General features: G+C 68.9%; 11 protein-coding genes. 7 read left to right on the forward strand and 4 right to left on the reverse strand.

Annotated features, from left to right (window positions below; genetic code table 11):
* Positions 1 to 25 precede the first annotated feature (25 nt).
* Positions 26 to 1534: a glycoside hydrolase family 16 protein gene (locus tag ACZZZN_RS12890; protein WP_463505534.1), complete on the forward strand. Its 1509-nt coding sequence runs from the start codon at positions 26 to 28 to the stop codon at positions 1532 to 1534.
* Here ACZZZN_RS12890 and ACZZZN_RS12895 read toward each other — a convergent pair.
* Positions 1531 to 2754 (reverse strand): glycosyltransferase, encoded by a 1224-nt coding sequence (locus ACZZZN_RS12895; protein WP_463505535.1) that lies wholly within the window; start codon positions 2752 to 2754, stop codon positions 1531 to 1533. The genes ACZZZN_RS12890 and ACZZZN_RS12895 overlap by 4 nt on opposite strands.
* Before the next feature lie 120 nt (positions 2755 to 2874).
* On the opposite strand from ACZZZN_RS12895, the gene ACZZZN_RS12900 reads away from it, so the two are divergent.
* Positions 2875 to 3348: an adenylyltransferase/cytidyltransferase family protein gene (locus ACZZZN_RS12900; protein ID WP_463505536.1), complete on the forward strand. Its 474-nt coding sequence runs from the start codon at positions 2875 to 2877 to the stop codon at positions 3346 to 3348.
* Positions 3349 to 3370: 22 nt separating this feature from the next.
* On the opposite strand, the gene ACZZZN_RS12905 is transcribed toward ACZZZN_RS12900, so the two are convergent.
* The gene (locus tag ACZZZN_RS12905) at positions 3371 to 3763 is read right to left on the reverse strand and encodes an SIP domain-containing protein (RefSeq protein WP_463505537.1); all 393 of its coding nucleotides are present in this window, start codon (positions 3761 to 3763) and stop codon (positions 3371 to 3373) included.
* A gap of 84 nt (positions 3764 to 3847) precedes the next feature.
* Here ACZZZN_RS12905 and ACZZZN_RS12910 point away from each other — a divergent pair, with 84 nt between their 5' ends.
* The 3 genes from ACZZZN_RS12910 to ACZZZN_RS12920 all read left to right on the forward strand — a co-directional run bounded on the left by ACZZZN_RS12910 (position 3848) and on the right by ACZZZN_RS12920 (position 7425).
* Positions 3848 to 4111 carry a glutaredoxin family protein gene (locus ACZZZN_RS12910; protein ID WP_463505538.1) on the forward strand — a complete coding sequence of 88 codons (264 nt, stop codon included), beginning with the start codon at positions 3848 to 3850 and terminating at the stop codon, positions 4109 to 4111.
* 64 nt (positions 4112 to 4175) lie between these two features.
* The gene (locus tag ACZZZN_RS12915; protein ID WP_463505539.1) at positions 4176 to 5567 is read left to right on the forward strand and encodes an MFS transporter; all 1392 of its coding nucleotides are present in this window, start codon (positions 4176 to 4178) and stop codon (positions 5565 to 5567) included.
* A 28-nt stretch (positions 5568 to 5595) separates the two neighbouring features.
* Positions 5596 to 7425, forward strand: a complete 1830-nt coding sequence (locus tag ACZZZN_RS12920; protein ID WP_463505540.1) for an aldehyde dehydrogenase family protein — start codon at positions 5596 to 5598, stop codon at positions 7423 to 7425.
* A 40-nt stretch (positions 7426 to 7465) separates the two neighbouring features.
* Here the strand turns inward: ACZZZN_RS12920 and pip are convergent, their stop codons facing one another.
* Both pip and ypfJ read right to left on the reverse strand, forming a co-directional pair.
* Positions 7466 to 8428, reverse strand: a complete 963-nt coding sequence (gene pip, locus ACZZZN_RS12925; protein ID WP_463505541.1) for a prolyl aminopeptidase — start codon at positions 8426 to 8428, stop codon at positions 7466 to 7468.
* A gap of 10 nt (positions 8429 to 8438) precedes the next feature.
* Positions 8439 to 9320, reverse strand: coding sequence for a KPN_02809 family neutral zinc metallopeptidase (ypfJ, locus tag ACZZZN_RS12930; protein ID WP_463505542.1), 882 nt, complete (start codon positions 9318 to 9320; stop codon positions 8439 to 8441).
* 66 nt (positions 9321 to 9386) lie between these two features.
* Here ypfJ and ACZZZN_RS12935 point away from each other — a divergent pair, with 66 nt between their 5' ends.
* Positions 9387 to 10376 carry a malate dehydrogenase gene (locus ACZZZN_RS12935; RefSeq protein WP_463505543.1) on the forward strand — a complete coding sequence of 330 codons (990 nt, stop codon included), beginning with the start codon at positions 9387 to 9389 and terminating at the stop codon, positions 10374 to 10376.
* A gap of 52 nt (positions 10377 to 10428) precedes the next feature.
* A complete protein-coding gene (locus tag ACZZZN_RS12940) occupies positions 10429 to 10899 on the forward strand; it encodes a recombinase family protein (protein WP_463505544.1) in 471 nt (156 codons plus the stop codon).

The raw sequence follows: 10899 nt of genomic DNA on the forward strand, positions 1-10899 counted from the left end.
TCCGACGGAATGAGTTTTCCGAAATATGAGCATCTCCCGAAAGACGTCTCTCGCTGCGCTCAGCGCAGCCATACTCACCATTTCCATTCTCGGCGGGGCGCCAGCCACCGCCGCCGATGATAAAGATCTGCCCGGCTGGATCCACCAGGAGGACGTCGATCTGTCCGACGCCAGCAGGTGGACTCTGGAGACCGGTCAGGCGGCGAACACCTCGTCGTACGACATCCCGAGCAACGTCTCGTTCGGTTCGACCGGACTGACTGTGCGGGGTGCCGCCGAGTCGCGCGGCAGCGCCGCGTACACCTCTGGCGACGCGAAGGGACTCGACATCGAGATCCCGAACTACTCGCGCGTCGAGGTCACCGGCTCCGTGCCGTTCGGCTCGGGGCTCTGGCCCGCTCTCATGTGGTTGCGTCCTCTCGACAGCGCTCACGGCGAGATCGACCTCATGGAGGTCTTCGGCGACGACGCTCGCCCCGCCGCGACGCTGCACAACGAGTACGGCTCCACGCATCGCAGCCTGCAGGGCTCGGTGCGGTGGGAGCAGCTGCCGAACTCCAACCCCACGGGCGTGCACACGTACGTGATGGAGAAGACCCCGAACCGGATCGTGATCAGCGTCGACGGCCACGTCATGCTCGATGCAGGTCCGGAAGACGTGCGGCCGGGGTTCGACTGGAAGGCCATCTTCGAGCGCCCCGGCGCGACCTGGTACCCGCGTGTGACCCTGCAGATCGGCTGCCCGCCGGTCGACCCGGGTTGCGGCATCGGCCTTCCCGCCTCCGGCTGGAAGGGCGGGCAGATGAAGCTCGAGACCCTCAAGATCTGGCGCATGGCCAAGCCGGGCGAGCAGCAGCCGCCGGTCGTGGAGCCCGCACCGCAGCCGCCGGTTGTGGAGCCCGCACCGCAGCCGCCGGTCGTGGAGCCCGCACCGCAGCCGCCGGTCGTGGAGCCCGCCCCGCAGCCGCCCGTGGTGGTGGAGCCGCCGGTCGTCGAACCTCCCGTCGTGCAGCCGCCCGCTGATGAGGCAGGAACCTTCGCCCTGAGTCCAGGGCAGGAGATCCGTCACGACTACGAAGGTGGTGACACCGAAGGCACCGAGGGTTCCGTCACGTTCACCGTGCCCGAGAACATCGGTACGGGAGTGATGTATCACTCACTGCAGGCGCTCTCTTCGGACGACGGCAAGAACGGCTACCGCGCGACCGTCACCCTCAAGGGTTCCGGAAGCATCCGTCTGACCCTCGCCAAGGTGACCGCCAACAAGACCGAGGTCTTGAAGGACGTCGTGGTCGCGGGTCGCGGATCGTACGAACCCGGTGACGACGTGCGCGTCTCGATCCGAGTCGTCGACGGCACCGTGCTCGCCAAGGCCTGGGCCGCCGACGCCAACGAGCCCGACTGGCAGCTGCGCGCTGCGGGTGGCGCGAGCGCGTCGACCGGCGATGGGATCCGCATCCTCGGCTACCTGTCGAAGGTGGCGCCCAACGCCGTCAATGCCCCGTGGTCGGAGCTGAGCGCCCAGCTGCGCTAGAGCTCCCCCGGCTTCATCGCCTCCGCGTCGATCGCGCGGAGGACACGGATCGCGGCGGTGTCCGGCTTCGGCTCGGACACCGCCGCTTCTGTGCGCTCGCGGCGTGCCGGCGCATAGACGACGAGCGAGTGGAAGAGGAACCGAGCGAAGAACGCCACGATTAGCGACAGCCCGGTGGCCAGCACGCTGGAGATGTGCCAGGTCTCGACCATGAGCGCCATGACGGGGATGCGCAGTGCGGCCTCGACGTTGTTGAACGTGAACGAGGCGGCGAACCGTCCGCCGAGCCCTCTGGCGTCGGTGCGCATGTCGGCGAAGACGAACTTCTCCTGCAGGATGAAGTTGCCGATGATGGTGACTTCGGCGCCGATGATCGCGGCCCAGATGTAGGGCACTCCGAGGGCGGTGAGCGCCCACATGATGCCGAGGTTCGCCAGGGCGCCGACGGCTCCGATCATGGCGAAGAGCGACATCTTGCCGAACCTCAGCCGCGTCAGATGGGCGACGAACGTCGCTCCCTGGCGGAAGCTGGCCTTGGAGGTGCCATGACGTCTCTCGGCGAATTCCATCGGGATCTCGGCGATGCGCAGATCGGTGCGGGCGAGGATCTCGAGCAGGATCTTGAAGCCCTGCGGCTTGAGGGCGTCGAGGTCGAGGCGGCTGCGGTCGACGAGGAAGAACCCGGTCATCGGATCAGTGCTCCGCGCGAGTCGGATCGGGAACATCGATCGGGTGAGCCAGGTGGCGGCCCGCGACACCCCGAAGCGCACGGCGGTGCCGAGCCCGCTGGTGTCGCCGCCTCCGACATAGCGTGAGGCCGCGACCACATCGGCGTCGCCCTCAGCCTGACGCGCGAGCAGTGCGGGCAGCAGTTCAGGCGGATGCTGCAGGTCGCCGTCCATGACGATGCAGAGATCGAATACCGCCGCGTGCAGCCCCACGACCACGGCGCCGCCCAGCCCGCCGGTGTTCTCTTCACGATGGATCACCCGCACGGGGACCGCGGCGTCTGCGGCCACGCGTTCGACCTCGGCCGCGGTGTCGTCGGCACTGTCGTCGACGAAGAGGATCTCGACGTCGTAGTCGATGAGCGCCGACGCGGTGCGCGCGACGAGTTCCACGACGTTATCACGTTCGTTGAAGGTCGGCACGATGACCGTGACCCCTGTCGCCACGAGCATCCCCTCTCCCCCTGTGCGCGCGATAGCTGCGGCATCCATAGTTCCACGTGATCCTGTGCGCCGCGAAACCCGCACCTGCTACACTTCGGGAATGCGGCTGTGGGAGTCGCTGAGTGGATGGGGATCCGCTCCTGGGGAAATCACTGATCTGGGGAGATCATGGGGACGCGCATCGGCTACGCCGTTGGTGCCTTCGACCTGTTTCACGTCGGGCATCTGAACCTTCTTCGTCACGCAAAGCAGCACTGCGACGTTCTCGTCGCCGGTGTCGTCAGCGATGAGATGCTGCGGCAGGTGAAGGGCATCGAGCCCGTCATCCCGACCGCGGAGCGGGCGGAGATCGTCCGTCACATCTCGTTCGTCGACGACGTGTACGTCGAGACCACTCCGTCGAAGATGGATTCGTGGCGCGACGTGCAGTTCACGCACTTCTTCAAGGGCGACGACTGGCGCGGCACCGACAAGGGCCTGCGCCTCGAGCGCGAGTTCGCAGTGGTCGGGGTCGAGGTCGTGTACTTCCCGTACACGGCGCACACGTCGAGCTCGTCGCTGCGGCGCGCTCTCGACGCGATCACTGCAGGGGCGACGCTCGGCGGCTCTGCCCGCGGCGGCTCGGCGCTCGCAACGGTCTGAACCGCGACATCGGTCCTCGGCGTCAGTTGGCGACGCCGAGCAGGCTCCGCGCCATGCGCGCGACGTGCGGCGGGGTGTGCGAACCGAGCCACACCGTCCACTGCGCCGGAGGTTCCGAGCACGTCCACTCGATCAGCCACGAGTGCACGGCGGTCGCGAGCCGTTCGCCCTTGGTGTGCTGACGCGCCCCGTCACCGCGCAGGAGCCAGCGCACCGAGACGCCCTCGGGCACGTCGATGTGGCGGAACTGGATGCGTGCGGCCGCCTCGAGCAGGATCACGCCGTGCGCGTCCCAGGGCAGGCGGGCAGCGATGCCGGCGATCACGGCCGCGTCGGCCGCATCGCCCGCGATGAGCACGGCACCCTCGATGTTCTCCCAGTCCGGATCGTCGAGGTGCTCGCAGGCGTGATTCATGCGACCAGTATAGGTAAGGCTTGCCTAAGTTATCAACGTTCGGAGTCCAGCGCCCGTCCAGTCCGTCGGCCCTAGGCTTGACGCATGACCTCTCCTGCAGATTCCGCGATCACGATGTTCGGCGCCGACTGGTGCCGCGACTGCATCCGCACCAAGAAGCAGCTCGACGCGCTCGGCGTCGACTACACCTACATCGACCTGGTCGTCGAGCCCTCGGCTGCCGACGTCGCCAAGGAGATCTCGGGGCGCACGAGCATCCCGGTCGTGGTCTACCCCGACTCGTCGCACCACGTCGAGCCGTCGAACGCCGACGTCGAGGCGAAACTTCGCGAGCTCGCCCTCATCTGAGCCACCGTCAGCGCCCGCGGCCTCGGCCCGCGACCGGGGTTCTGCGCACCGCTACACTGACGCGATGAGCACCGCGGCCCGGCCCGAGCGAGCATCCGTCCGCCTGTCCGGCCGCACTGTGGCCCTGTATGCCGTCGGTTCGCTCGGCTCGGGCGGCTATGCGACCCTGCCCGGCCTGGTGCTGACCTACTTCCTCACCGACAACCTCGGGGTCTCGGCACTCGTCGCAGGCGTCATCGTGACCGTTGCCAAGATCTGGGACGTCGTCATAGACCCGGTGATCGGCGCGGCATCCGACCGGCAACTCGCCCGCACCGGCTCTCGCCGTGGCTTCATGGTCGCAGGCGCGCTCACGCTGCCGTTCTTCTTCGCGGCGACCTTCGCCGTGCCGCCCTCCTGGGGTCCGACGGCGGGAGCGGTCTGCGTGCTGCTCGCCTTTCTCGCGACCGCGACGGCGTTCAGTCTCTTCCAGGTGCCGTACATCGCGCTGCCCGCCGAACTCACCTCCGGGTACGACGAGCGCACCCGGTTGCTCGGCTGGCGTGTCGTCGTGCTCACCGGCGCGATCCTGCTGTTCGGCGCGGGCGGACCGGAACTGCGCAGCGCTGCGTCCGACCCGGTGCTCGGATACCTGCTGATGGGCGTCGTGGCCGGCGTCGTGATCGGGCTCGGCATGTGGGTGGCGTCACGGACTGCGCGCACGGCCGCCAGGGCGGCCACGGCAGCGCGGCGCTCGGTCCCCTCACCGGGGCTGCGCGCGCAGTATGCGGCCGGCGTGTTCGCCCTTCGTCGCAGCCAACCGTTCCGGGCACTGCTGGGCACCTATCTGCTGCAGGCGCTGGCGACGGGAACGATGCTGGCAGCCGCGCAGTACATGGCGACCTGGGTGCTGGGTTCGGAAGATGCCGTGACACTCGTGTTCGTCGCACTCGTCGGCCCCGCACTGATAGCGACCCCCGCGTGGGCGGCGCTGGCCCGAAGGATCGGCAAGGAGCGCGCGTTCGGGATCGCCACCGTCCTGTTCCTGATCGCCGCGGCGACGCTGACTTTCGCCGTGTGGCGGCCGGGAGACTGGATCTATGCCTCGGTCGCGGTGGCGGGCGTGGCCTACGCCGGCCTGCAGGCACTGCCCATGGCCATGCTGCCCGACGTGATCTCGCACGATGAGCGGGCGACCGGGCGCGAACTCGCCCAAGCCGGCACTTTCACCGGGGTGTGGACTGCCGGCGAGACGGTGGGGTTCGCTCTCGGCGCCACCACCGTCGCGCTCACGCTCGCCGCGACCGGATACGTCTCGACGATCGCCGGGTCGACGACACAGCAGCCCGAGGCCGCTGTCGCCGGCATCGCGCTGAGCTTCAGCATCGTCCCGGCCGCTCTCATGGCCGTGAGCCTCGTCACGCTGCGACGTTACCGCCTGAGACGATCCGACATCGACGTCGCACCCGCGGCATAAGCTGAGATCCCGTCCGAAGGAGCCGCCGATGACCTCTGCGACCACGCCGTCCACCTCGACGAAGGCCACGAAGACCGAGAAGGCCGCGAAGACCCCGACGGACCCTGCCCCGAAGGCCGAGGGCGGAGCCGCCGATCCCGGAGAGGCGGCACGCGCGCGACTCGACGCCGCGATCGGAGAACTGCACCTCGGCTCGCGTACCTGGTCGGCTCTGACCCTCGACCAGCGGGTCACCTTGCTGCGCGGCGTGCGGACCAGCGTCGCCGCGGTCGCGGAGGACTGGGCGGCGACAGCGGCGTCTTCCAAGGGACTGGACTCGCGGCACCCGTTGCGCGGCGAGGAGTGGCTCAGCGGCCCGTACAGCGTGTTGGGCGCGATCGACGCGTACATCGAGACACTCTCACGACTGGCAGCCGGCACCAACCCGCTCGACGGCATCCGCCTCGACCGTGCCCCGGGCGGACGCACCCGCGTGCATGCCTTCCCGTTGACAGGGATCGACCGTTTTCTGCTCTCAGGGTTCACCGGTGAGGTCTGGCTCGAACCCGGTGTCACGCCGAGTGCCGCGCGCTCCGCTGCAGGCCTGGCTCAACGCACCCCCGGCGTCTCGGGAGGTGTGGGGCTCGTGCTCGGCGCGGGCAACGTCACCTCGATCCCCGTGCTCGACGTGCTCTACGAACTGCTGGCTCACAACCGCACGGCTCTGCTCAAGGTCAACCCCACGCAGGACTCACTCGTGCCGGTGTACAAGCGCGCGTTCGCACCGCTCATCGCGCTCGGCCTCCTGCGCATCGTGCGCGGAGGCCCCGACGTCGGTGCCTATCTGACCGCACACCCCGACCTCGCGCACGTGCACATCACCGGCTCCGCCACGACGTTCGACGCGATCGTGTGGGGCACGGGCTCCGCTGCCACGCGACGCCGCAGCGACGAGCGCCCGCAGCTGACGAAGCCCATCACCGCCGAACTCGGCGGGGTCTCGCCCATCATCATCGTGCCCGGCGAATGGACCGACGCCGACCTGACCTACCAGGCCGAGCATGTCGCGACGATGCGACTGCAGAACGGCGGACACAACTGCATCGCCGGCCAGGTGGTCCTCCTCTCGTCGGACTGGGCTCAGGCCGACGCGTTCCGCGCCGCGCTGCGGCGTGCCTACGCGAACGCCCCCGAACGCCCCACCTGGTACCCGGGATCGTCGTCGCGCATGGATCGCGCGGCAGAGGACTATCCGGATGCTCTCGTGCTGGGAGACCGGGTGCTGGTGGAGATCGAACCGGAAGGCGACGCCTCGGCCCTGCAGCGCACCGAGTACTTCGCCCCGGTGCTCGGCGTCGTCTCCCTGCCCGGAATCGGGCAGGAGTTCCTCGACGCGGCCGTCGAGTACGCGAACGATCGCTTGGAGGGCACGCTCGGCGCCAACCTGCTGATCGATCCGGTCACGGAGAAGTCGCTCGGCAGCGGGTTCGACCGGGCGATCACCGCACTGCGCTACGGCTCGATCGCGATCAACGGCTGGACGGCCTTCGCGTTCATCACGCCCACCCTCACCTGGGGCGCGTTCCCCGGCAACACGCTCGACGAGGTGGGCAGCGGGATCGGGATCGTGCACAACGCGCTGCTGCTCGATCGCGTCGAGCGTTCGGTCCTGCGCGCGCCCTTCCGCCCGTTCCCTCGCTGGATCGCCGGATCGCTGCGCCCATCCGGCCGGCGAAGCCGTCGCACGATCCTGCCGAAGCCGCCGTGGTTCGTGTCGGCGCGCACCGGTGCGGCCGTGAGTGAGGGCCTCACCCGGTTCCGTGCCGACGGCGGCGCGCTCGGGCTGGTGAAGACGCTCGCCAAGGCGCTTCGCGCCTGAGCCGCAGCGCTCCGCCCCGGTCTCGCGATCGGGGCGGGGATCAGCCTGCGAAGCGGTCGGTCGCCTCTCGCAGCGCGACCTGGATGCCGGGTTCCGACGCCGAGTGGCCGGCATCGTCGACCACGACGAAATGCGCCTCGGGCCACGCGCGGCGCAGGTCCCACGCGGTCATCATCGGAGTGCAGACGTCGTGGCGCCCCTGGACGATGACCGCGGGGATGTGACGGATGCCGTCGACCCCGGCGATCAGCTGCCCCTCGGTCCACCAGCCGCGGTTCACGAAGAAGTGGTTCTCGATGCGTGCGAACGCGACGGCCGCGTGCGGATCCGACATCGCCGCGATCTGGGCGGCATCCGGTCGCAGCGTCACGGTCGACGCCTCCCAGCGCGACCATGCGAGAGCCGCCGGCTCATGCACCGCGGGATCCGGGTCGAACAGACGACGGTGGTACGCGTCGATCATGTGCGAACGCTCGAGCACCGGGATCTGCGCGATGAAGTCCTCCCACAGATCGGGGAAGAGGGCCGCGGCGCCGCCCTCGTAGAACCACTCCAGCTCTTCGCGGCGGAGGGTGAAGATCCCGCGGAGCACGAGCTCTGAGACGGCATCCGGATGCGCCTGCGCATAGGCGAGTGCGAGGGCACTCCCCCAGGATCCTCCGAACACCTGCCACGTCTCGATGCCGAGGTTTCGGCGCAGCAGCTCGATGTCGGCGATGAGATGAGCTGTGGTGATGAAGCGCAGGTCGGCGCCCGGAGCGCTCGCGTGCGGGGTGCTGCGACCGCATCCGCGCTGATCGACGAGCACGATCCGGTACCGCTCCGGGTCGAAGAAGCGGCGCTGCCAGGCCGAGGTGCCGCTCCCCGGGCCGCCGTGCAGGAACACCACGGGCTTGCCCTCGGGGTTGCCGCTGACCTCCCAGTAGACGCGGTGCCCGTCGCCGACGAGCAGCTCCCCCGTCTCGTGGGGTTCGATCGGCGGATACAGCGCGTCGAGGTTCATGAGTCCAGCCTCACAGGTCACCGGCCGAGGCGGTGAGAGGCTCGGCGCACGTGTCGAGACCGTATTTGTAGCCGGTCGCGAACCATGCCTGACGCTGAGCGCTCGTGCCGTGAGTGAAGCTCTCGGGATTCACGAAACCGGACTGCTCCTGAATATGGTCGTCGCCCACCGTGTACGCCGCGTTCACGGCATCCTGCAGCTCCGCCTCGGTCGGCGTCTGCAGGTACGGCACGCCGTTCTTGTCGGTCTCCTGCGTCATCTGCCCGATCCAGGCCCCGGCATAGCAGTCGGCCTGCAGCTCGATGCGCACGCCGTTGCTGTCGGGACCGGTGCCGTTGTTCGGATACCGCTCCATGTCACCGGTGATGTACTGGATGTGGTGGCCCCACTCGTGGCCCACGATGTAGAGCTGGGCGAGGTTGCCGGCCGATGCGCCGAACTGCTGCTGCATCAACTCGAAGAACGAGGGGTCGATGTAGACGGTCTCATCCGGCGGGCAGTAGAAGGGCCCGACGGCATTCGACGCTGTGCCGCACCCGGTGGCCGTCGCACCGTCGACGATGATGAATCCCGGAGCGCGATACCCGTCGACGTGGTCCTCCCAGAAACCGTCGAGTGCGAGCTGCGAGCTCGCCACGCGGCAGTCCACCCTCTCATTGGCGTCCTCACCCGTCAGGCAGTTCTCGATCACGCTGCCCTCAGCGGGCTCCGAGCCGCCGCCTGAATCGCCCGCACCTCCGAGCAGACCCGTGAGGTCGATGCCGAGCAGCGGGCCTGCGATCAGAGCGATGATGCCGAGCAGCCCGACTCCTCCCGCGCCTGCGACCACCGCGCCGCGGCCGCGACGGCGGGCAGTGTTTCCGGAGACATCGGCGTCGGGATTGAAGGTCATGCCATGAGGGTACTCCGCGCACGGATTCCCAGGCACACCGGCATCCTGCGGTCGTAGGCTCGTGTCATGACCACCACGATCACCATCACCGGAGCCGGCGGACAGATCGGATACGCGCTTCTCTTCCGCATCGCCGCAGGAGACCTGCTGGGCTCGGACGAGAAGGTTCGACTGCGACTCCTCGAGATCCCGCAGGGACTCGGAGCAGCCGAGGGCGCCGCTCTCGAGCTTCAGGACGGAGCGTTCGGGCTGCTCGAGCATGTCGAGGTCACGGATGATCCCGCGGTCGGCTTCGACGGCTGCGATCTCGCCCTGCTCGTCGGCGCACGTCCGCGTGGTCCCGGGATGGAGCGCGGCGACCTTCTCGCTGCGAACGCCGGCATCTTCGGGCCGCAGGGCGCGGCGATCGCCGCCCATGCCTCGGCGGATGTGCGCGTCACCGTGGTCGGCAACCCCGCGAACACCAACGCGCTGATCGCCTCGGCCGCCGCCGACGGTGTGCCTGCCGAGCGATTCAGCGCCCTGACCCGGCTGGATGAGAACCGTGCACGGGCTCAGCTCGCGCAGACGCTCGCCGCTCCCGTCGACACGATCCGACGGGTGCCGATCTGGGGCAACCACTCGGCGACCCAGTTCCCGGACGTCTCCCACGCCACGATCGCCGGGCGCCCCCTCGCCGAGGCGCTGGAGGCCGTCGTCGGCGACGTGCCCACCTGGCTCGCCGACACCTACATCCCGAGGGTCGCGAAGCGTGGCGCCGAGATCATCCAGGTGCGTGGTTCGTCGTCGGTCGCCTCCGCGGCGAGCGCAGCGATCGACCACGTGCGCGACTGGGTGCACGGCACCGATGAGTGGACCTCCGCAGGCGTCGTGTCGCACGGTGAGTACGGTGTGCCCGCGGGACTGATCTCGTCGTTCCCGGTGCGTTCGGTCGACGGCGAGTGGCGCATCGTCGAAGGACTCGAGGTGAGCGACTGGGCTCGGGCCCGCATCGACGCCTCCGTCGCCGAGCTCGTCGACGAGCGAGAGACGGTCAGGGCGCTCGGGATGCTCTGAAAGGCCACCGCGCGGCCCCGGTTCAGGGCAGAATGGGTGCTGGAGGTGCGCGATGAGCGAGACGATCGATCCGATGAAGGCGACGACATCCGTCGACGAGGCCCTGACGAGTCCGCTGCATCTGCCGCACGCGGCGGCGGAGTGTCCCAAATGCTTCACCGAGCTGCAGCAGAATCGCGACTTCTGGCTGGCCCGTCCCGACGGCTCGCGTCTGGTCGGTCTCGTCGTCTCGCGCGAGGGCATGCCGTCTGTCGTGCAACAGCGCGACGATCTGACTCGGTTCGGCGTACCGATCCACGGCTTCCGTCACCCCGCCCCTGACATCCTCGAGAGCTGGAGCGACCGGCTGTCGCGCCTCATCGCGACCCTGAACAAGGGCGATGTGCTGGTCGTGGCGAACATCAACGCCCTCGGCCGCGACGCGGATGAGGGCGTGCGCACAGCCGCCGAGCTGCGCCGACACGGGATCATCGTCAAGGTGCTCAGCCACGATGCCCGCCACCTCGCCGACGCGGTGCGCTGA

Source organism: Microbacterium sp. AC145 (assembly GCF_979258505.1).

Bases quoted from the DNA above. Each gene is read 5' to 3' on its own strand.
- ACZZZN_RS12915 (WP_463505539.1), top strand. From the start codon at position 4,176: ATGAGCACCGCGGCCCGGCCCGAGCGAGCATCCGTCCGCCTGTCCGGC.
- pip (WP_463505541.1), bottom strand. From the start codon at position 8,428: ATGAACCTCGACGCGCTGTATCCGCCGATCGAACCCCACGAGACGGGG.
- ACZZZN_RS12900 (WP_463505536.1), top strand. From the start codon at position 2,875: ATGGGGACGCGCATCGGCTACGCCGTTGGTGCCTTCGACCTGTTTCAC.
- ypfJ (WP_463505542.1), bottom strand. From the start codon at position 9,320: ATGACCTTCAATCCCGACGCCGATGTCTCCGGAAACACTGCCCGCCGT.
- ACZZZN_RS12910 (WP_463505538.1), top strand. From the start codon at position 3,848: ATGACCTCTCCTGCAGATTCCGCGATCACGATGTTCGGCGCCGACTGG.
- ACZZZN_RS12935 (WP_463505543.1), top strand. From the start codon at position 9,387: ATGACCACCACGATCACCATCACCGGAGCCGGCGGACAGATCGGATAC.
- ACZZZN_RS12920 (WP_463505540.1), top strand. From the start codon at position 5,596: ATGACCTCTGCGACCACGCCGTCCACCTCGACGAAGGCCACGAAGACC.
- ACZZZN_RS12890 (WP_463505534.1), top strand. From the start codon at position 26: ATGAGCATCTCCCGAAAGACGTCTCTCGCTGCGCTCAGCGCAGCCATA.
- ACZZZN_RS12895 (WP_463505535.1), bottom strand. From the start codon at position 2,754: ATGGATGCCGCAGCTATCGCGCGCACAGGGGGAGAGGGGATGCTCGTG.
- ACZZZN_RS12905 (WP_463505537.1), bottom strand. From the start codon at position 3,763: ATGAATCACGCCTGCGAGCACCTCGACGATCCGGACTGGGAGAACATC.
- ACZZZN_RS12940 (WP_463505544.1), top strand. From the start codon at position 10,429: ATGAGCGAGACGATCGATCCGATGAAGGCGACGACATCCGTCGACGAG.